The organism is Chryseobacterium sp. FR054, assembly GCF_056844565.1.
The window spans coordinates 199,652-219,712 of record NZ_JBXDSA010000001.1 but is presented as its reverse complement, the minus strand read 5'-3'; the positions used below and the strand labels follow the sequence as shown (position 1 = coordinate 219,712).

Sequence of the window (20,061 nt, the reverse complement as noted above, 5' to 3'; positions counted from 1 at the left end):
TAAAAGTCTTTGATCTTTAAGCTTAAGTATTCTTCTCAACATAAAGTTTGTTTCTTAAAAGAATCTTTTGTGTAAAAATCTTTTGACTACGTCGAACCTTCGGTTTGTGGTTAAAATAATTTCCCACAGATCGCACAAATTTCACAGATGTTTGTGGATATTTTTTGCCCGCAGATTGTGCAGATTGAGCAGATTTTTTTGTTGGGATATGCAAGGTCGCAAGAATTATTTTACGGACTGTATAAAAAAGGCGCAATGATTTTATCTCCCATAAAATTTCAAGTTGCAAAATCCATAAAAATCTTTTGACTACGTGGAACCTTCGGTTTGTGGTTAAAATAATTTCCCACAGATTCCACAGATTTCGCAAATGGTTATGGATATTTTTTACCCGCAGATTTTGCAGATAGTGCAGATTTTTTTGTTGGGATACGCAAGGTCGCAATAATTATTTTACAGGCTGTATAAAAAAGGCGCAATGATTTTATCTCCGATAAAATTTCAAGTCGCAAAATCCATAAAAATCTTTGATTTGTGGTTAAAATAATTTCCCACGGATCTGAGGAATCCGCAGGATTAAAATAGAGTATATTTCCAGACTCTTTGGGAGAAAAGCATAATACTTCATTGTTGTATATTCCGGTCTCAAAAAATGAGTTATTGATTATTACTCATTACTCATTACTCATTACTCATTACCTATGATTAAACCGTCAGTGCTCCCCGAAATCCCCGTGCAGCATAATAAGAATCTGCTCCGTTGTGGTACATGAAAACCGTATTGTAGCGCCGGTCGCAGAAGATGGCTCCTCCCAATTCCCTGATATGAGGTGGTGTTTGTACCCAGCTGGATGTTTTCAGGTCAAATTTTCCGAGTTCCTGAAGGTTGCGGTACTGTTCTTCGGTAAGGATTTCTATGCCCATTTCTGCGGCTTTATCAATGGCGTTGCTTTCCGGTTTATTGGCTTTTCTGGATTCCCAGGCAGGGTAGTCGTAGCACAGGCTTCTCCGTTTCGGGCTTTCCGGGGAGCAGTCTGCGAACAGGTATTCATCCGTTTTTTTGTCATAGCCTATTACGTCGGGTTCACCTTCTGTTTCTTCCATTTCGTTTAAAGACCATAGTTTTTCGGGATGGGATTCCAGTTTGGCCTGAATTTTTTCCCATTCCAGACCTTTGTGGCGGCTCATATTTTTTTCAAAACGGGATTGCAGTACTTTTAAAAGAATTTCGCTTTGTTCAGGAGTTAATGGTTTCTTTTTCATATCAGGATTTTTAAGTGGTTGATTTTATATAAAATTACTAAGATTGAATGGAAATTTTTCTATCTGCAGGTCTGAAATACCAGGAAATAATAACCAGAGCACATAATAAAACAGCAGGGAAGGTTCTTCCGGCAGTATCGCCAACAATAAGATGCGAAATAACGGCTCCGGACATCACGAAGAAAAAACCTGCATAAGCCCATTCTTTTAGTAATAAACGTTTCGGAATGAGGATGGCTATAACGCCCAGAAGCTTCCAGACTCCGATGATGATCATCAGATAGGCAGGATATCCGAGGGTGGTAAAATTGGCCAGTTCGTCTTTGTTTTTCATGAGCTGTACAATGGCCGTAGAAACCATTCCCAGCGCCATCCAGATGGTAAAGATCCAGTAGATGATTCTTTTTGTTTTTTGTGATTGGGATGATGTTTGCATTGTTTTGGCTTTTAATTTTCAGTCGTTAAGTCCTTTTCCGTCAAGGATCTGCGGAATGCATTTTTCAATTCTTGCTTCCCTGGTTTTGGACTGTTTGGGAGAGGAAAAGTGGAGCAGGTAAGCCCTTTGTCTTCCCGGAGTAAGAGATTCAAAGGCTTTTTTTAATGGGCTGTCATGGTCCAGTCTTGCCTGAAACTCTTCTGCCATGTCGAATTCTCCGGTCTTTTTCATTTCAATTTTAGCGCCGGATTCTTCAATTTCAACCGCTTCAAACATATAGGCCTGAAGTTCTTTTTCCAGATCAATGATTTGCTGTACTTCTGTAAAGCGGATCTGTCTTGCGGCCTGTACATTTTTACTTTGCTGAATTAAAATATGATCCGGATCTTTCATCAGTGATCCTTTAAAAAAGAGTAGGGCGCAGTATTCTTTAAATCCGTGGATCAGGAAAATATTTTTTCCTTCATAGGTGTAACAGGGGCATCCCCATTTCAGATCTTCTGCCAGTTCGGTACTCAGGGCAATGGCTCTTAATTTTTCAAATTCTTCCTGCCACTGTCCGGCGTTTTCGAAGAAAAAATTAACTTTTGGATTCATTGGAAGTCAAAATTTCAAGTTTAATGTTTAATGTTTAATGTTTAATGTTCATGGCTGTTATCTTTTCACGGATAATTGACGATTCACCTGCAAAACAAAATCCGCTATTGCTATTCACAATCCAAACTTTGGTATCTCCCGTCTCTAGTCTCTCATCTCTCATCTCTCATCTCTTCGTCTATTATCTATTACCTCCCTCTCCCCAAACATCTCCTGCAAACGGTTATGCGCCATATTAATTCCCTGTGCGAATGGCATTTTCAGGTGCTGATCCCGGAATTCTACGGATTTATATATGGTCTGGATGGTGATTTTGCTGGTGGTATCGGTTAATCTTTCAAATTCCAAAAATTCGATCTGTACCGGGAAAGGTGTGTTTTCCATCTGGAAAGTCCTTATAATTTTCTCATTCTGAATAATATCATGAATGGTTCCATTGGCGCTGAAGACTATCTCTCCGTGAGGATTTAAAGTTTCAAAACGGTAGCTTCCGTGCTGTTTGTTTTCAAATTTGGTCACTTGGGTTCCCATCCACTGTTCGAAAAGTTCCGCTTCTGTATACGCTTTGAAAAGCAGTTCTACGGGAAGATCAAATTCCCTGGTGATGAAGATTTCCTGCTTTCCGTCTTCTGCATGAATTTTTGTTTTAAGTTCCATATTCTGTTTTGGTGTTTAGGGTTTGAGAGTAGAAGAGCTTAAGGTTGTTATTCTCTCACTGATGGTTGACGATTCACTTACGAAGTAAAATTGACTATTGACATTCACAAATTAAATTTTGAAGTCATTGTCTATTATCTATCCGTCTATCATCTTTTATGTCTTATTATTCACATTCTGATACGCTTTCATCACACTTTCCAACTTATTGAATTTCTCATCCCACATTTTGCGGAACGGCTCTATAAAGTCGGCTATTTCTTTCATTTTATTGGGATTGAGGTGGTAAATAATTTCACGGCCGTTCTGTTCAGATCTCAACAGTTCGCACTCGGTGAGGATCTGAAGATGCTTGGAAACGGTAGGTCTTGCAGTATCGAAATTGGAAGCAATGGCCCCGGCAGTCATAGATTGGGCAGCCACCAGTATCAGTATGGATCTTCTGGTAGGATCTGCAATCGCCTGAAAAACATCTCTTCTTAAATTCATTGTGTAGTTATTTGACTACAAATATAAGTGTAGTTATTTGGCTACGCAAGTTTTTAAATAAAATGATTTATAATATTTTCAAGGAAAGGAAAAATATTATAAATCAAATTATAAAGATTTTTATACTTATTATTAAAAAAATTAGTCTATATATGATTGTGTTATTTCTTTATATGACTCAAGCAAATCATTGTAAGCTGGTATCATATTAGTTTTTTTATATATATCTAGCAGTGATTTTAATGGTATATGTTTATTATTATTGTTTTTTATGCATTCTCTAAGAATCTTAATTGATTCAGGTATATTTTTTTTAACATAATATTCATATTCTCCTTTCATAACATTTTGAATCTCTTTTGATCGAGAATCAAAACTTCTTTCCACATTCTTAAAAAGTTCTTCAATCTTTACTTTATCTTCTTTAATTAAATATGGTTTCCTAACTAAATCTTTCGAAATTTTATTATAAAGAAGTAATTTTGTCTTTAAAAATAATTTTTATTCTTTGGAGATAAGTTTCTCCAACTTTTCAATCATCTCCCTCTGCTGCTCAAGCATACGCTCATAAAGCTCCACCATCTTATCAATAGGATTAAAACTTGGTTGATAATTAAATCCTGAAGCGATAGCATTATCTTTAAAGTCTTGAAAAGAATATGTATTTGAAATAACATTCACCGCCTGTTCCTCATCAAAATTCTCAATCGCTTCCGCCGGCACTTTCAAAATCTTCGCTACCTGCGCCAGAATATCAGATTCTACGATTTCTTTCTGTTCTAAAAGAGAAACTTTCTTCTGGTTCCAGTCATCGCCTAATTCAAAAGCTAAGGCTTCCTGTTTGATGCCCAGCATTTCACGGAAACGTTTGATATTTCTGCCCTGATGTATTTTTTTATTCTGCATATCTGTGTAACTCATAATAACAAATATAAAGTTTTTACCATAGAAAAAGAAGCCCGTTTCTAAAATAAATTATCTGCTAAAATAGCTGTTTTTTAGCGTAAAATATCCTATTAATAACTGGTACAGCCTGCCGGATATTTCTTCCTTTGTTGAAAAAACAACGATATGAAAGAAATAACTATCCGGGGCAAATATAAAATAGTGTCCGTTCGTAACCTTACGGTTTCCCATAAAGCATTTGAAAGAGCATACCGAAGACTGGTTTTCTTCCCGGAAATCCGGTTGGCAGGGAAGTGGCTGCTGGAATGTGGTTTTGAACCGGGAGACAAAGTAATAGCAACGGTATGCAAAAACAAAATCGTATTGGAAAAGGAAATGATTTATAAGTAAATCTATGGCTGTAAAGAATGCTTTGTGCAGACAGAAAGTTTGTTGTGATTTGTAGAAATCTGTGCGAACCCAGGTGGATAAAATTCCCCACAGATAACGCAGATCTCATAGATTACTAAAACTAAAAATTGAAATAAGAGCTTTATATAAGGTTTTAGGATACAGGTTTGTATTTTTAAGGCAGGAAATAACTTTACCTGATGAAATGAGAAAAGATAGGTTTCGGGGGCCGCCCGCGCCCCCAACCCAAACCCAAATAATTTCAGATAATACTTGGCTTTAAGCCTTTATTTCATCTTCTTCATCGGAAACTGCTGTTTCATTTCCCGGCCGTTTTTACTTCCTGAAATTTCCGCCAGAAGAGAGTCTTTTCCTGTTTTTCTGTAAGAAATGGTTTGTGGAAAATCATGAAGGGGATTTTCAAATACAACAGCTTCATTTTCAGAGATATTTTCTGCAGCAAAACTTACAGGCAGTCCGCCGTTCTGTTTTTTTACCGAAACCGTATAATGCAGTTTTTTATCTTTTTCTATGAGCCGGACAGTCTCGAACAACAGCGTATCTTTATTTTTCAGAAAATAGCTTTTTCCCTGAAATTCGGTATTGCTTTTCCTTGTCCATGTTTCATATAAGCTTCCTTTGGGAGTTTTGGTTTCCCAGGTTCCGAGAAGCCATTCCATTTTTTTGAGTTCACTTTGCTGTTGTGTCCAGCTTCCTGCTGTCCATATTCCGATTACGGCAAGGATGAGTTTTGCTTTCATTGTCGTTCTGTTTTTTGTACTCACAAAATTCAGGGATGTGGCAGACTTAAAATTGTAAAAATGCGACAGGATATTTTTTGAGGATAGAAGAGGGTATAGGGGAGCTCCGTAGGAGCGACCTGATAATTATTACATTAATATGTTGTTCTGTCAGAACCTTAACAGGGACAACATTTGAAAACAGTTTTGCAGACCCTCCTCAGTTTGGAATAAGAATATTTTAACCCGGGCTCAGGGTGTTTAAGCATTTGAAAACAGTTTCAGATCATCATTCTGTTCCATAAAAAAGGAACGTCATCTTCAGGTTTTCACCATAGAATTCTTTGGGAGTAAGCCCTGTAAATTCCTTGAAATCTTTGATAAAATGAGCCTGGTCATAATATTCAGACTCATGAGCCAGGGCAGTGAGACTGGAATATTCTTTATGGAGAAGAAGTTTAAGGGTGGTTTGCAGTCTTATCGTTTTGGAAAGCTGTTTGGGGCTTAAACCTATTGTGGAGGAAAATTTGCGTTCCAGCTGTCTCCGGTTGATATTGGTCTGCCTGGAAAGTTCATTCACTGAAATTTGTCCGTTCACGCTCAAAAGCAGGTCAACTGTACACTGTACAATCCTGTCAATGGTCTGTGTGTTAAGTCTTTCCAACAAAAATGCTTCAGCCACAGCTATTTTATCTTCCGTTTTTTTGGCAGAAAGAATCTTACGTTCAAGTTCGGTTCCGGAATTTCCAAAGATTTCGTCCAGTGAAACCGCTCTGTTATCCATTTCTTTTATAGGAAGTGTAGCAAACGGAATAAAGCCATTGTGATGAAAACGGACAGAAAATATTCCTGTAATTCCCGTTGGGATGATCTTTAAAGGCTCGGTAAGCTGACCGAAAACACAACTTCTTGGCTGTACAATCAATTCATTGCCAACATATTGCTTATACAGATCCCCATAGTGAAAGATCATTTCCATGCATCCGTCCGGAACGATGGTTTGGACCTGAGGGATGTCTTCTCCGGGACTGTCCAGGGTCCAGTAGCATTTGATAAGGTCCGCCAGATCAGGATGTGGCTGGAATGTCTGATAATCCATAGGTATGTCAATATTCTGAACTTATAAAACTATAAAATAAAACGGAAATATCCCGGATTCTGTACAAATCATAAAAATGAAACTTTCTGTATAAGGAAAACGTTTAAAAGCCCGTATGAGACGTTGTTTTTCATCCGTTACCTATGCTATTTACCTGATAAATAAAGCGTTAAACAGGGCGGAATACTTTCCGGTTTATTATCCGGATTTTTACATGTGAAATACATTAAATTTATGTCCGTCCGGATCTGCAAAGACAAAACCGTAATATTGGGGTCCAAAACTTTCAGGGGGTGAAATAACTGTTCCTCCGGCTTTTTCAACTTCTTCAGCCCAACGGTCTGCCTGATCTCTGCTTTCGGCGGACAGAGTAAAGATAATTTCATTGGCTGTATGAGGATCGCCAAATTCCATCATCTTTAAATTGTTTCTGATCACTTCTTTAAGGAAAAAATGGATTACAAAATCATTTTCGCCGAAGAAAAAGCTGACCAATTCATTGGAACTGTGAGGATGATTAGGCTTAAATCCCAATTCTGTATAAAATTTCTGTGTGCGGTCCAGATCGGCTACTGCCAGATTGGCCCAGATCATTTTAGGTTTCATATTATTTTATTTTATTGATTAGAATAAAGGTAAAACGTTTTGTTATGAGAAAGCTTGCCATGTGGCAAGATTTTGTATTTTTATCCGGCGGTTAAACACAGGGAAACACCATTTGAATTTAACATAATATAGAATCAAAAAAGAAAATAATGCAGCTAAGAAAGGAGATAGAACCTGATTTTGAAACGGCAGAAAAGCTTTATCCGGAGATTCTGAGACTTATCCTGGAATATACAGCCTATTGTGATGAAAACGGCGATGAAGACCTGCAGGAATATAAAAAGCTGGAAAACACACTTCATCAGATGACAGGCAAAGAGATGTCACAGTTTGATCTCTGGGAATGGTGGGAAAGTGATGGGGCTGAAAATCTGGCATTCAGTATAAGTTTACCGGTTCCTCAACGGGTTGACCATATGACTAAAGATGAACTGGATGAAATTGTAAGACGAATGAAAACCTTTGAACTTCCTGATCCGGAAGACAATACCTTTAAAGCACAATTTTATACTTATCTGTCTTTTGGTCATGATTTTTATCCGGAATTACTGAAAATAAACGGTATCCCATACGATATCAGATTATTTCAAAGACATAAGGACAAATCCGGAAATTACTTTGAATACAGCCAGGAAGAAATCACAGATCAACTGTGGAACAGAAAATAATTCACTAACAGATGTAAAAAAAAGAAGTAAATGAATGAACAGATTGTAAAGAAACTTCGCATTCTGGGAGGAAATGTAGAGACCATAAGTGCTGATAAAAGTTTTGCCGAAAACTGGCAGACTGTACAGTTTAGCCATCATCTTTATGACAGGGATTGGGATGTGTACGGGATTGATCAGTTTTATGAACAGCATAAAGATCTTTATATCCATGACAGGGATCAGTTTTACGATGAGCTGCGGGAGCATTATTTTTCTGATCATGAACTGCCATACGGGCAATATTTTTTCAGGAACTGGAAGTTTACGCCGTTTAAAGCAGGCTCAGAGGATGAAGGAGAACTTGACGGGCTTGTAGACGAAGAAGAAGTAAAAGCTTTTGTAGAAGGATCGGAAATGGAATTTATCTGTCTGTTTTATTTTTATGGATATCCTGATCATTTTTTTGTCTGCACAACAGATCCTGATCAGTCCAACCCGAAAGTTTACAGTACGGATCATGAAGTTTATTTCAGTGAAATTGAATGTGAAGGCAGTCTGGAAGATTTTCTGGACAGATTTATGACGAAAGACGAATTTGTTGAAGTTGTGAAAGAATATTTGGAAAATAGAAAATAATGAATAAAATGGGCCAACCTTCTTCTCTTCATCAGGAATTATAAAATTCCTATAATTTATATTATGTTAAATTGTATTATTGCAACATTAACTGAACAAATGATCTTCCAGTTGTGCAGCTAACCTGCAAATCCTTGTCAAACTTCTGAAATAAGGCCCGTTCAGAATTGATTATATTACCTCGGATAAGGCTTGGGAAATTTTATCCGATTCTCGGCAATTAGAATTTTATGGATTCTAAAATTAAAACTGAGTTTTATTTTAATGTATCTGGCTGTTGTTGAAAAAACACCTGATTTTATTATTCAATTAAGCTTATTGTTTAAATTAATTTCAAGGCCTGGTTTCATCTGTTCAGGCTGCTATTTTCGGGAACTTTGTAAAATAATCTTCAAAAGCAGTAATCCTATAACAATTAACAGGAATATCGCCAGATAATTTTCCCAGGATTTGCTGATCTCAGAATCCGGAGCATCCTGGTAGAAACTTTTCTTTTCAGATAGGTTCATTGGTGAATGACGGTCTTCCCGGTCGCCACCGCCACAAATTCCACAGCTTCCTCCGTTTTTAGCACAATGCTTACAGTAATTGCAGGTTTCACAGACTCTGCAGGATGCACTGCCGGTACATCTTCCGCGTCCGTATGCCGGTTGCAAATTGAGAATCAGTGTTATAAAAATTAAAAATATGGACCTCATGTAAGCACGGTGATTATTATTTCAAAAATAGGAATATAAAAACACTGCTGCTAACGGGAACCCGTAAAAAAACCGCCCTGAAAAGAGCGGTATAATTTTTAATGTCAGTGCTTTTTGCTTCTTAGCAGGTAGATCCGCACTCAAGTAATTTGATGTGAACCACACCATTGATTACACACTGAGTCTGGCACAGAGCATTTCCTACAACGGTTCCTACACCGCCAACAACTCCACCAACGGTAGAGCCTACTCCGCCTACTACTCCGCCTACGATGTTACCCACACCGCCAACTACTCCACCTACTACTCCGCCTAATCCGCCAAGTAGTCCTCCGATTGGATCAAGAAGTCCGTTTCCTGAAATAGCCTTTAATTCGTTTCTGTCTAGTTTTTTTAGATTTTTCATGATATAATTTTATATGATTAATACATCACTAAAATATGAAAAATAATAATACGCTAAAATAATTTTCAATAAAATAATTATATTTTTTTATTATTTAATATTCCATTAATATAACTCATATTTATTGAATTATTCATTTTATGATTTATCTGTTTGATTTTATTTATGTTAAATGCCAACTTGTGCTTATTGAAATGTTGAATTAATATTAAGGGCTTTGTAACAGGGATTTAAATTTTGTACTTTTAAGGTATCATTTCACCCTGATATGACTTTTTTTAGCCCTCATTTTATCACCAGAATTGAATGCCGGTGTCAGAATTCTTAAATTTTATTGAAAAAAATGTTTTTTAGAACCATATGAAGAAACCCTCTCCGGATAAGGAAAGGGTTAAATGAATATGGGCTTAAAGTATTTATTTTTCTTTTAAAAGCAGATCTATCTGATTATAAAATGAATTCCTGCTGTAATCCGCCATCCCCGTATGATGCAGCCTTATTCTACCCTGCCTGTCCAAAACAACAGTAGTAGGAAGTGATCCGCTGTAATATTCTTTTGGAATAGTTTGCACAGCGGTAAGAAATGGAATAGTAAAATGATTATCAGACAAATATACTTTTCCAAGTTCAGGATTATCATCCAGATTTACTGTCAGAAATATCAGATCCGGATGAGTTCTGTATTTATCGTATAATTTTTGAATGGAAGGAAACTCGGCACGGCACGGCGGACACCAGGAAGCCCAGAAATTAATAAAAACAACCTTACCTTTCAGCTGGGCGGTATTTATTATTGTTCCGTTCTCATCCATTATTTCAAAGGGCATGGCATCAGAGGTCTTTTCACCGGCTCCCGCAGGAGCTTCAATGCTGGAATTGAAAATTCCCGTGGCTATCATTTGCCGCATCAGCCAGGCTTTGGCATCCGGACTTACCAGAAGAACAATAAGTAAAGCTGCTAAAATAAGAGTAGACCAGTTTTTCCTGATCCATAACTGTATATCTTTCATACTGTATTTTATTGATCAGACAATTCTTTTAATGCACGATAAATCTCATCATCTCCAAAATCTCTCATTCCCTGGATGTTAGCCGCCAGTTTGCCCTGTTTATCATATATCAGGGTGGTTGGCACCACATTTTTGAACAGTGATGATGAAACACGGCTTCCCGCTATGTGGACAGGAAGATTGAGATTACGCTGTTTCATAAACTTTTTTGCTTTAGTAAGATTGGCTTCGATGTTCAGCATGATAAAAACAATCTCATCATTGCTGAATTTATTTTTGAGCTGCTGTATAGACGGCATCTCTTCAATACACGGTCTGCACCAGGTTGCCCAGAAATTAATAAATACTACTTTACCTTTTAAATCACTTAAAGATATTTTCTTTCCGTCTTCCTGTATAAAAATAAGATCATCTTCCGAATATACAGATGTTTCCTCAGGTAAGAGATTTTCAGGAACTGTCTTACTTTTTCCTGAAACAAAATAGGATGAAGCAAAAAAAGCAACAGTTACAGTAACTGCTTTTATAATATGAATATTTTTCATTTTTTAATGGTTTGATTTCTTTTGATTAATGAATTATGTACCGGACCACTGCTCAGTAAGCAGGTCTGGAAATAAAAAGGATTCCGGAGAATCTGTCCGCTTACGGACCTGTTCTCAGGTAAAATAATCGGAGTCAGCAAAGCTGAATGTAAACTGACCGGCTATTTCAAACAGATCAGTAAATAAAGAAATCAAATGATAAGCTTACGGTACTGCAGAAAAATAGGAAGCCGGTTCCCTGTTTTTACAGTACTGTAAAAAGGATGTTTTAAAAGTTTAGACCATAGAAAAGCTCCGGAGAAAACGATGAAACTGAAAACGGCTAACTCCGGAATATCGGAGAAACTGAAATCTTTATAACTTTGTTCTTTAACAACGAGAACCTCTTTTTCTTTACAGATCTTGCATACAGAAGGTCCTGAAGCACGAAAGCTTTTTTCTTTGGAAGCTGAAGATTGGGAAACAGAAGTACATCCGGAATTCAGCCATTGCCTGATACTGTTTTTTACAGCACACGAAGAAATAAGGACACAGAAAGTAAAGACCATTGCTAAAATGGTTCTGAACTTTTGAGGTGTATGCTGTCTCACGGAAATCATCAGGCAAATATTGTATTATTTGCTGCAATAGCCAAAATATTAACAAATTTTATCACAGGTTTTTATATGACGCGCTTCGGTTCATTTATTTTCAGATAAAATTTCTTTATATCCTTTGGTAAAACCTGCCTTAATCATTGATAAACGGAAGCAAATTTTGTATTTTTGCCGACATACTTATACCAATGTCAGTTTTTTCAAATAATATACGCTTTTTAAGAGCTAAAAGAAAGCTCTCCCAGCAGAATGTAGCCGATGAATTAACAATTTCCAGAGTCCGGTACTCCAAATATGAAAACGGAATATCTGAACCACCTATCGGGTTGCTGATAAAAATATCCAAATACTTTCATGTAAGCATAGACCTGCTGCTGTCGGTAGATATCGGGAAATATCCAATGGATGAAATGCTGAAACTCCCGGATAACAGGATTGTTCTTCCTGTGGCAGTAGATACTCATGGAAACGACACCATCGAAATTATTCCTCAAAAAGCATCTATGGGATATCTGGAGGGTTACAGCGATGTAGAATATATTGAAAGTCTCCAGCGTATCGCACTCCCCTTTCTCACCAACGGAAAATACAGGGCTTTTCCGGCAGATGGAGACTCCATGCCACCCTTCAGAAACGGTTCTTATATTGTAGGAAAATATGTAGAAGGAATCAATGAACTGAAACCGGGGAAAACTTATGTCTTTGTAACATTAAATGATGGAATCACTTATAAGCGCTTTAAAGAAAAGAAAGAAAATTCTATCTGTGTAAGCGCCGACAACTCGTTTTATGAACCTTATGATATTCCTTTTGAGGAAGTGGTAGAAATATGGCAGTATGCTTCAGGAATTTTTCCGGAAGATTTTGAGCCCGGGGATTATGAAAGCTATAATTTTAAAGAAATGTTCCGGGAGCTGAGACAGGACATCAGAGAACTGGACCGTAAGGTTTCTGTGCGCGGCCGGAAGACTTCATCATAATAATGTACAAAACCGGCTCTTCAAAAAACAATTGATTTTGGAGAGCCGGTTTTAATTTTAATCTCATCAGTAATAAAAATGATGAGTGAAAAAATAAATATAACCGCCTTCAGTTTCAAGCATAAAGCAGATCTCAGAGTCGTAATCGGTCCTAATGGTATCGGTAACCTGATAAATATGCCTTATTTCTTCTTTAATATATTTTTCAATTTCCAAATCTAATTTCCACAGGTACTGAAAATCAGAGATTGTTTCCAGCATGGCTTTCTTATTTGTAGGAACCAAATGCATTTTACTCATATCATATTCGTCCAGACCGGATCTTCCCATTGCTGAAATAAGGAAGGAAACCAGGTCCGGAATATCTTTTTTCAGTGCCCGGATCACATTGAAAATAATTTCATCCCGGTTAAAAATAACCTCAGTAATATCCTTTTTAGGGATAAAAAAATCATAATCACGGTTCTGAAGTCTTTCAGACATCACAGCAGGATCAAACGGCATGAGGAGAAGATTTATAATTTCTTAAATCCGCAAAACTGGAAATTCTGTACAGTATTGAAAGGAGTAATATGATCTTCTGTGAAACATTTTACAGCTTCAAAATCACGGTTGAACTTTTCTTTCATGGCTGCTTCGGAATATTGCCTGATTTCCAGTCCGCTGCACTTCTGAGGCCCGTTTTCCGAAAATGTTCCTAATAAAAAATGTCCGTTTTCCGCAATGGAACGGCTTAAAAGAACCTTGTATCTTTCAATATCATCTTCGTTGGTAAGAAAATGGAAAACAGCCCTGTCATACCAGAAATCAAAAGAAATATCATTCCTGAATTCCGTAATATCCGAGACTACCCAGTGTATTCTCTCCGCTTTTTTTCCTAACCGCTTTTTTGCTTTTTCCAGAGCGTTTGCGGAAATATCAAGCACCCAGATGTTTTCATACCCTTTTTCAAGCAATGCGTCTGCAAAATTACTTTCACCACCGCCAACATCAATGATATAAGCTGTTTTGGGCAACTGAATTTCTTCTAAATACTTCATGACGGTTTCAGGATATTCCTGCGTCCAGCTTACTTCCTGAGGTGATTTTTCGGAGAATACCTTTTCCCAGTGCTCTTTATTTTTCATTTCTAAGGAATTTGTTGGTAAATAACTGTGCAATATTAAGCTTAAAAAAGGCCGGATACAACGTTTTTCTGTTGGAATATGAAGCTTATTTGTGAAACATTGCACGATCATTTGGAATACAAGTAATAAAAATATTATTTTTGACACAAGAAAAGACCAATTATGCTGAATGACGCTTCCCACAAGCTGATTCCGATGACCGATTTTGTCATTGAGTACTACTCAAATGAAGGATATGCCGATCTTCAGACATTGAAAATGATGAAAAACTATGCCGGTTTTTTGCGCCAGCGTCTCTCTCTTGGGATGTTTGTACCCGTAGATACTCAGGGAAATGTACTGAAAGAACCTAAAAATTATGCTGACTGGAAATCTCTTGAGCATAATGACGGGAAAAGAAGTGACACGGGAGGATTTGAAGAGCAGGCAGAATACCAGGCAGCAGAAGAAAAATGCCTGTTTGAAGGGTTTAAAGTGGATTATAATGGGTATTCAAAGGTCAGAATTATTGCCGTATACGACCCTTCCATAGAATTATCCTTTAATAAAACCGATCTGCTCCCTTCAGGATTCAATGATGTTGAATCACTGACTGTTTTTGATGATATTTACCTTACCGGCAGCGCTTTAAAATTGATCGGGATAAAAAAATAACTCATGTTCCGGTTTATATAGTACAAAAACCTCTATCTGTTACGATAAAGGTTTTTTATGCATCGTTTAGCTGACACATGCCCGCTTTATGCCAGGAAATATCCGGAAAAACAATCCCTGTTGATACAGGTCAAATCCGCTCATCTGCACGGTAATGTGTTCAGCCTTTTTCCGGTTAATTTTTTTAGGTTTCGGTAGTTGGAGTCTTCGTTAAGGATTTAGAAGAGACCTTCTACTGACAGATACCTTTCTCCGGTATCATAGTTGATGGTAAGGATTTTTGCGTTAGTTTGTATTTCCGGAAGATGTTTTGCAATGGCTGCAAGAGCGGCTCCTGTTGAAACGCCAACAAAAAGCCCTTCTTTTTTCGCTGCATTGATTGTATATTCATAAGCTTCGTCTTTCCCTACCGTGATAACACCATCCAGAAGACTAATATCAAGAATGGAAGGTACAAATCCGGCTCCCAGCCCCTGTAATGGATGGGGTGCAGGGCTTCCTCCGCTTAATACCGGGGATAATTCCGGTTCCACGGCAATGACTTTAACGTTGGGATATTTTTCTTTTACGGTTTTGGCAATCCCGGTAATATGTCCTCCTGTTCCTACTCCGGTAATGATGTAATCCAGTCCGTCCGGGAAATCTTTTAAAATTTCCTGAGCAGTGGTTTCGGTATGGATTTTTACGTTGGCCGGATTGTCAAACTGTCTCGGAATCCATGAGTTTGGAGTTTCTTCTGCCAGTTCATTGGCTTTTTCAATGGCTCCTTTCATTCCTTTCTCCCTGGGGGTCAGCACAAATTCAGCTCCATAGGCTTCCATGATCTTACGGCGTTCAATACTCATGCTTTCAGGCATTACAAGTATAAGTTTATAGCCTTTCACAGCAGCTGCCAGAGCCAGTCCGATTCCTGTATTTCCGCTTGTAGGTTCTATAATGGTGCTGTCCTTATGTAATAAACCTTTGGCTTCAGCATCTTCAATCATGGCCAGGGCAATTCTGTCTTTAATGCTTCCGCCGGGGTTGCTTTTTTCCAGCTTGATCCATATTTCATAATCTGTATTGAAAAGGTGGTTGATCTTTACGACGGGGGTATTTCCGATCGTTTCTAGTACGTTCTGAAATTTCATATCAATGTAATTTTTTTGTTTTTTATATCACAAAGGTTAACGATTCAGGTAATGAACTGTTGTCCTTTATTTTGATTTCACTTTTATGGTAAACCAGAGAATGGGCAGGGACATCCTGGGTAACCCAGACGTTTCCTCCAATGATGCTTTCTCTTCCTATGGTTGTATTTCCGCCCAGAATAGTGGCTCCGGAATAAATAATGACATCATCTTCAATATTGGGATGTCTTTTCTGGTTGGCTTTTTCTTTGGAAACATTCAAAGCTCCGAGAGTTACGCCCTGATACATTTTGACATGGTTTCCTATCACGGTTGTTTCACCGATAACAATTCCGGTTCCGTGATCTATAAAGAAAGATTTTCCTATTACTGCACCCGGATGGATGTCAATTCCCGTTTTACTGTGTGCATATTCTGAAATGACACGGGGTAATATCTTGACTTCCTGTATCCAAAGCTGGTGCGAAATGCGGTATACATAGGTGGCGAAAAATCCGGGATATGCCAGATAAACTTCCTCCAGAGAATCCGCAGCAGGGTCAAACTCTAAAATAGATTCTGCATCCAGAACCAGCTGCTCATACAGTTCGGGTAAAGCTCCAAAGAACCGGTCGGCATGATCTTCTGCTTTTCCTTTATTTTCCGTTACCGTACTGATCAGGTCAAAAAGTGTTTTATGCAGGGCATCAAAGTTTTTTCTCAACAGATCTTCCGTATTGTCATTCTGCGGAAGGAAAAGGGTTTCATACAAATCCTTAACCCATTTTTTAGTTTTTATTTTATCAAAGAATCCATTGGGATTATTCTGTTTGGTCTGATGAATTCTTTCAATTAAATGATTGGAAATGGCCATTTTTTCTACTGAATTATACAGGCGGCAACCGTTGAGTTGGAAGTTTCATCCACCAGAATGGCTGCTCCTGTGGTTTTATTATTGCTAAAGCTATCATAAACCAAAGGCTGTGCCGTACGGAGTGTAACTTTTACAATTTCATTGAGTTTTATTTCGTTCTCAATCTGTTCCCGGTTCAGCGTATTCACATTGATCTTATATTCAATATCTTTAACAATGGTTTTAACCTGTCTGCTGTTTTGCTGAAGGATATATTTATTACCGGGCTGCAGAGGTTTCTGATCGAGCCAGCATAACAGAACTTTCAGATCTTTTTCTACGTAAGGAAGCTCTTCTTCAGCGGTAAAAACGTCTCCTCTGCTGATATCCAGATCATGCGCAATATGGATCACTGCCGGCTGGCCTTCAAAGACTTCTTCTTTTTCTGCTCCATTAACCTCAATTTTAGAGATCAGGCTCGTTAAACCTGCCGGAAGAATATGAATCCGGTCTCCTTTTTTGAACTGTCCGCTCAGTATTTGTCCTGCATAGCCCCTGTAATCATGAAGTTCCTCGGTCTGAGGACGGATCACATACTGAACCTGAAAACGGTTTCCTTTATTTTTTTCTTCATTCAGCGTTACCTGTTCCAGATATTCCAGAAGGGAAGTTCCTTTGTACCAGTCTGTCCTGGATGAAGTGGTGACAATATTATCTCCTTTCAGTGCAGAGATCGGAAAATAAGTAACGTCATTCAGTCCCAGGTTTTCTGCAATTTTGGAATAGTCTGATTTAATGGATTCAAAAACATCTTCAGAATAATCCACCATATCCATTTTATTGATGGTGACCGCTACTTTCTTTAACTGTAAAAGTGAGGCAATGATGGAATGCCTTCTGGTCTGCTCTATCACTCCTTTTCTGGCATCAATCAGAATAACCATCAGATCGGAATTGGATGCCCCGGTGATCATATTCCGGGTATACTGTACATGGCCCGGAGCATCGGCAATAATAAATTTCCTTTTGGGTGTTGAAAAATAACGGTAGGCTACATCAATAGTGATCCCCTGTTCTCTTTCTGCCCTCAGCCCGTCGGTTAAAAGAGCCAGGTCTACACCATCTTCATTTTTGTTTTTAGAATGTTTTTCAAGCACTTCCAGCTGATCCTGTAAAATGCTTTTGCTATCGTAAAGCAGTCTTCCGATAAGGGTACTTTTACCGTCATCTACGCTTCCTGCTGTTATAAATCTTAATATATCCATCGGGTTTTGTTTATAAGTAATGGGTAATGAGTAATGGGTAATGGGTAATTTTAAATTGTATTCCAGTATCCTTACCCTTAAAAATGAAAGCTTTCTGTAAAAAAAGTAAGGATATAATAATTTTCACAGGCTCTCCGTAAGAATAAGTAAACTGTCCGTTTATTACTTATTATCCATTGCTGATCGTTTATCTAAAAATAACCTCCTTTTTTTCTGTCTTCCATCGCAGCTTCCGTTACCCTGTCGTCAATACGGGTTTCTCCACGTTCTGAAATTCTGGTGGCCACGATTTCTTCGATGACGGCATCAATGGTTTCGGCCCGGGATTCTACTGCGGCAGTACAGGTCATGTCGCCTACGGTTCTGTACCGTATCTTCCTGGTTGTGACAATATCGTCAGGTTCTAAAAATACATGTTCGGAATTCGCAAGCCATTGCCCGTTAAAGTCTACCACTTCTCTTTCATGCGAAAAATAAATGGATGGCAGCGCTATCTTTTCTCTCCGGATATAGTTCCAGATATCAAGTTCTGTCCAGTTGCTGATCGGGAATACCCGTACATTTTCTCCTTTGTGGATTTTTCCGTTGAAAATATTCCACAGTTCGGGACGTTGAAGTTTAGGGTCCCACTGTCCGAATTCGTCGCGGACAGAGAATATCCTTTCTTTGGCACGCGCTTTTTCTTCATCTCTTCTTGCTCCTCCGATACAGGCATCAAATTCAAACTCTTCAATGGTATCCAGTAAAGTATAGGTCTGCAGCCAGTTCCTGCTTGGGAATTTTCCTCTGGCTTCAGTAAGCTTTCTGCTTTTGATGGTATCTTCCACATTTCTTGCAACCAGCTCCACATTCAGCTGATTTACCAGCTGGTCCCGGAATTCCAGTACCTCCGGAAAGTTGTGCCCGGTATCTACATGAACAAATTTAAAGGGGATCTTTCCGTGGAAGAATGCTTTTCTTGCCAGGTGAGCCAGAACAATACTGTCTTTTCCGCCGCTGAATAATAAAGCCGGTCGTTCAAACTGTGCCGCAACTTCTCTTAATATGTAAATAGATTCGGCCTCCAGCTGATCTAAATAATTTAATTGGTGTATTGACATTTTTCTCTTTTTTATTGATGAATATGCAGACCGCATTCTTTTTTACCGGCATCTTCCCACCACCAGCGTCCTGCTCTGAAGTCTTCCCCTTCTTTAACCGCTCTGGTACAGGGGGCACATCCTATGCTGACAAAGCCTTTTTTATGAAGCCGGTTGTAAGGTAAGTGATGGTCCTGTACGTAATCTGCCACCTGTTCTGAAGTCCAGTGAAGAATAGGGTGAAACTTAATGATCCTGTTATCAGGATCCCACTCCAGTTCGGGCATATTTTGCCGGTTCGCCGAATGTTCGGCTCTCAGTCCTGTGATCCATACCCGGTATCCTTCCAGTGCTTTTTTCAAAGGGTGTACCTTACGGATGGTACAGCATGCTTTCCTTTGCTCTACGGACTGATAGAATGAATCCGGTCCGTTTTCTGTTACAAATTTTTTTAATTCTCCGGTATCAGGATAATAGGCTTTAATATTCTTTTTAAAAAAAGCTTTGGTATTGGTCCACGTCTCATAGGTTTCCTCGAAAAGACGCCCTGTGTCTAAGGTGAAAATATCGATATCCAGATCTTTGATCAGATGAGTGATCACCTGGTCTTCATAGCTGAAACTGGTGGAAAAGATAACCCGCCCCGGAAATCTGTTGACCAGTATCTGTAATCCATTATCCTGAAAAGTACTTTCAGAAGCCTCTGCCACAAGCTTTTCAAATTCATGTTTCAGATTGTTTTCCATATTCCTTTGAAATTAAGTCTTGCAAAGATATATAAAATACTATAAATCCTATCAAAATAGTAGAATTTAAATAAAAAAAATTAATCCTTACTGATGAACTTGGTCAGAGTGGCCTCCATCATGCTTTTTCTTGTTTTCTCACGAACGATCATCAGTTCTTTTCTGAGGTAGCAGACCGCTTCATCTGTACAATCATCACATGCTTCATAGAAATTTAAAGAAACGCAGGGTGTAAGAGCAATTGGACCGTCAAAAATGCGGTAAATGTCGGCTAATGAAACTTCATCGGGGGATTTCAGTAAATAATACCCTCCTACCTTGCCCTGCTTGCTGTTGACCAGTTTGGCTCTTTTAAGTTCCAGAAGGATCTGTTCTAAAAACTTTTTCGGGATGTTCTCATCCTGCGCAATAACTGAGGTGGGCAGAAAGCCCTGACTGTAATTTCTTGCCAGTCTGACCATTGCTTTTAACGCGTATTTGCACCTTTTGGACATCATAATTGCTGCAAGTTATAACAAATTATC

General features: G+C 38.3%; 27 protein-coding genes. 5 read left to right on the top strand and 22 right to left on the bottom strand.

Annotated features, from left to right (window positions below; translation table 11 throughout):
• Positions 1 to 705: 705 nt before the first annotated feature.
• The 6 genes from AC106S_RS01075 to AC106S_RS01050 form a co-directional block, all read right to left on the bottom strand.
• Positions 706 to 1,263, bottom strand: a complete 558-nt coding sequence (locus tag AC106S_RS01075) for a DUF4256 domain-containing protein (RefSeq protein WP_482437285.1) — start codon at positions 1,261 to 1,263, stop codon at positions 706 to 708.
• Between the two features lie 37 nt (positions 1,264 to 1,300).
• Entirely contained in the window at positions 1,301 to 1,699 is a 399-nt protein-coding gene (locus AC106S_RS01070; protein WP_482437284.1) for a DoxX family protein, read from the bottom strand.
• Between the two features lie 18 nt (positions 1,700 to 1,717).
• Entirely contained in the window at positions 1,718 to 2,296 is a 579-nt protein-coding gene (locus AC106S_RS01065; RefSeq protein ID WP_482437283.1) for a YdeI/OmpD-associated family protein, read from the bottom strand.
• Positions 2,297 to 2,455: 159 nt separating this feature from the next.
• Complete coding sequence (locus tag AC106S_RS01060) at positions 2,456 to 2,953, bottom strand: SRPBCC family protein (protein ID WP_482437282.1); 498 nt, start codon at positions 2,951 to 2,953, stop codon at positions 2,456 to 2,458.
• A 156-nt stretch (positions 2,954 to 3,109) separates the two neighbouring features.
• Entirely contained in the window at positions 3,110 to 3,442 is a 333-nt protein-coding gene (locus tag AC106S_RS01055) for an ArsR/SmtB family transcription factor (protein WP_482437281.1), read from the bottom strand.
• Positions 3,443 to 3,943: 501 nt separating this feature from the next.
• The gene (locus tag AC106S_RS01050) at positions 3,944 to 4,363 is read right to left on the bottom strand and encodes an XRE family transcriptional regulator (RefSeq protein ID WP_482437280.1); all 420 of its coding nucleotides are present in this window, start codon (positions 4,361 to 4,363) and stop codon (positions 3,944 to 3,946) included.
• A gap of 150 nt (positions 4,364 to 4,513) precedes the next feature.
• Between AC106S_RS01050 and AC106S_RS01045 the strand changes: the two genes are divergently transcribed.
• On the top strand, positions 4,514 to 4,738 hold the full coding sequence (locus AC106S_RS01045) for a SymE family type I addiction module toxin (protein WP_482437279.1): 225 nt from the start codon (positions 4,514 to 4,516) through the stop codon (positions 4,736 to 4,738).
• A gap of 287 nt (positions 4,739 to 5,025) precedes the next feature.
• Here AC106S_RS01045 and AC106S_RS01040 read toward each other — a convergent pair whose 3' ends face one another.
• From AC106S_RS01040 to AC106S_RS01030, 3 genes are all read right to left on the bottom strand, one after another.
• Positions 5,026 to 5,499 (bottom strand): DUF6265 family protein, encoded by a 474-nt coding sequence (locus AC106S_RS01040; protein WP_482437278.1) that lies wholly within the window; start codon positions 5,497 to 5,499, stop codon positions 5,026 to 5,028.
• Positions 5,500 to 5,767: 268 nt separating this feature from the next.
• Entirely contained in the window at positions 5,768 to 6,577 is an 810-nt protein-coding gene (locus AC106S_RS01035; protein WP_482437277.1) for a DUF6597 domain-containing transcriptional factor, read from the bottom strand.
• Between the two features lie 210 nt (positions 6,578 to 6,787).
• Complete coding sequence (locus tag AC106S_RS01030; RefSeq protein WP_482437276.1) at positions 6,788 to 7,183, bottom strand: VOC family protein; 396 nt, start codon at positions 7,181 to 7,183, stop codon at positions 6,788 to 6,790.
• A gap of 149 nt (positions 7,184 to 7,332) precedes the next feature.
• On the opposite strand from AC106S_RS01030, the gene AC106S_RS01025 reads away from it, so the two are divergent.
• Together AC106S_RS01025 and AC106S_RS01020 are read left to right on the top strand one after the other, a co-directional pair.
• Positions 7,333 to 7,851 carry a hypothetical protein gene (locus tag AC106S_RS01025; RefSeq protein WP_482437275.1) on the top strand — a complete coding sequence of 173 codons (519 nt, stop codon included), beginning with the start codon at positions 7,333 to 7,335 and terminating at the stop codon, positions 7,849 to 7,851.
• Between the two features lie 30 nt (positions 7,852 to 7,881).
• Entirely contained in the window at positions 7,882 to 8,469 is a 588-nt protein-coding gene (locus tag AC106S_RS01020) for a hypothetical protein (protein WP_482437274.1), read from the top strand.
• Between the two features lie 362 nt (positions 8,470 to 8,831).
• On the opposite strand, the gene AC106S_RS01015 is transcribed toward AC106S_RS01020, so the two are convergent.
• From AC106S_RS01015 to AC106S_RS00995, 5 genes are all read right to left on the bottom strand, one after another.
• A complete protein-coding gene (locus AC106S_RS01015; protein WP_482437273.1) occupies positions 8,832 to 9,125 on the bottom strand; it encodes a hypothetical protein in 294 nt (97 codons plus the stop codon).
• A 163-nt stretch (positions 9,126 to 9,288) separates the two neighbouring features.
• Positions 9,289 to 9,573, bottom strand: coding sequence for a bacteriocin-like protein (locus AC106S_RS01010; RefSeq protein ID WP_482437272.1), 285 nt, complete (start codon positions 9,571 to 9,573; stop codon positions 9,289 to 9,291).
• Between the two features lie 416 nt (positions 9,574 to 9,989).
• Complete coding sequence (locus AC106S_RS01005; RefSeq protein WP_482437271.1) at positions 9,990 to 10,583, bottom strand: TlpA family protein disulfide reductase; 594 nt, start codon at positions 10,581 to 10,583, stop codon at positions 9,990 to 9,992.
• An 8-nt stretch (positions 10,584 to 10,591) separates the two neighbouring features.
• Positions 10,592 to 11,128, bottom strand: coding sequence for a TlpA family protein disulfide reductase (locus AC106S_RS01000; RefSeq protein WP_482437270.1), 537 nt, complete (start codon positions 11,126 to 11,128; stop codon positions 10,592 to 10,594).
• A gap of 191 nt (positions 11,129 to 11,319) precedes the next feature.
• Positions 11,320 to 11,727, bottom strand: coding sequence for a hypothetical protein (locus AC106S_RS00995; RefSeq protein WP_482437269.1), 408 nt, complete (start codon positions 11,725 to 11,727; stop codon positions 11,320 to 11,322).
• 185 nt (positions 11,728 to 11,912) lie between these two features.
• Here AC106S_RS00995 and AC106S_RS00990 point away from each other — a divergent pair, with 185 nt between their 5' ends.
• Positions 11,913 to 12,704 carry an XRE family transcriptional regulator gene (locus tag AC106S_RS00990; RefSeq protein WP_482437268.1) on the top strand — a complete coding sequence of 264 codons (792 nt, stop codon included), beginning with the start codon at positions 11,913 to 11,915 and terminating at the stop codon, positions 12,702 to 12,704.
• A gap of 66 nt (positions 12,705 to 12,770) precedes the next feature.
• On the opposite strand, the gene AC106S_RS00985 is transcribed toward AC106S_RS00990, so the two are convergent.
• Complete coding sequence (locus AC106S_RS00985) at positions 12,771 to 13,208, bottom strand: hypothetical protein (RefSeq protein ID WP_482437267.1); 438 nt, start codon at positions 13,206 to 13,208, stop codon at positions 12,771 to 12,773.
• A gap of 11 nt (positions 13,209 to 13,219) precedes the next feature.
• On the bottom strand, positions 13,220 to 13,831 hold the full coding sequence (locus AC106S_RS00980) for a class I SAM-dependent methyltransferase (RefSeq protein WP_482437266.1): 612 nt from the start codon (positions 13,829 to 13,831) through the stop codon (positions 13,220 to 13,222).
• Positions 13,832 to 13,993: 162 nt separating this feature from the next.
• Here AC106S_RS00980 and AC106S_RS00975 point away from each other — a divergent pair, with 162 nt between their 5' ends.
• Positions 13,994 to 14,485 (top strand): hypothetical protein, encoded by a 492-nt coding sequence (locus AC106S_RS00975; protein ID WP_482437265.1) that lies wholly within the window; start codon positions 13,994 to 13,996, stop codon positions 14,483 to 14,485.
• A 218-nt stretch (positions 14,486 to 14,703) separates the two neighbouring features.
• Here the strand turns inward: AC106S_RS00975 and cysK are convergent, their stop codons facing one another.
• The 6 genes from cysK to AC106S_RS00945 all read right to left on the bottom strand — a co-directional run bounded on the left by cysK (position 14,704) and on the right by AC106S_RS00945 (position 20,034).
• Entirely contained in the window at positions 14,704 to 15,615 is a 912-nt protein-coding gene (cysK, locus tag AC106S_RS00970; protein WP_482437264.1) for a cysteine synthase A, read from the bottom strand.
• Positions 15,616 to 15,637: 22 nt separating this feature from the next.
• The gene (gene epsC / locus AC106S_RS00965; protein WP_482437263.1) at positions 15,638 to 16,468 is read right to left on the bottom strand and encodes a serine O-acetyltransferase EpsC; all 831 of its coding nucleotides are present in this window, start codon (positions 16,466 to 16,468) and stop codon (positions 15,638 to 15,640) included.
• 5 nt (positions 16,469 to 16,473) lie between these two features.
• Complete coding sequence (locus tag AC106S_RS00960; protein ID WP_482437262.1) at positions 16,474 to 17,712, bottom strand: sulfate adenylyltransferase subunit 1; 1,239 nt, start codon at positions 17,710 to 17,712, stop codon at positions 16,474 to 16,476.
• Positions 17,713 to 17,903: 191 nt separating this feature from the next.
• The gene (cysD, locus tag AC106S_RS00955) at positions 17,904 to 18,812 is read right to left on the bottom strand and encodes a sulfate adenylyltransferase subunit CysD (protein WP_482437261.1); all 909 of its coding nucleotides are present in this window, start codon (positions 18,810 to 18,812) and stop codon (positions 17,904 to 17,906) included.
• 11 nt (positions 18,813 to 18,823) lie between these two features.
• Positions 18,824 to 19,537 (bottom strand): phosphoadenylyl-sulfate reductase, encoded by a 714-nt coding sequence (locus AC106S_RS00950; RefSeq protein ID WP_482437260.1) that lies wholly within the window; start codon positions 19,535 to 19,537, stop codon positions 18,824 to 18,826.
• A gap of 80 nt (positions 19,538 to 19,617) precedes the next feature.
• On the bottom strand, positions 19,618 to 20,034 hold the full coding sequence (locus tag AC106S_RS00945) for an RrF2 family transcriptional regulator (RefSeq protein ID WP_482437259.1): 417 nt from the start codon (positions 20,032 to 20,034) through the stop codon (positions 19,618 to 19,620).
• Positions 20,035 to 20,061: the final 27 nt, after the last annotated feature.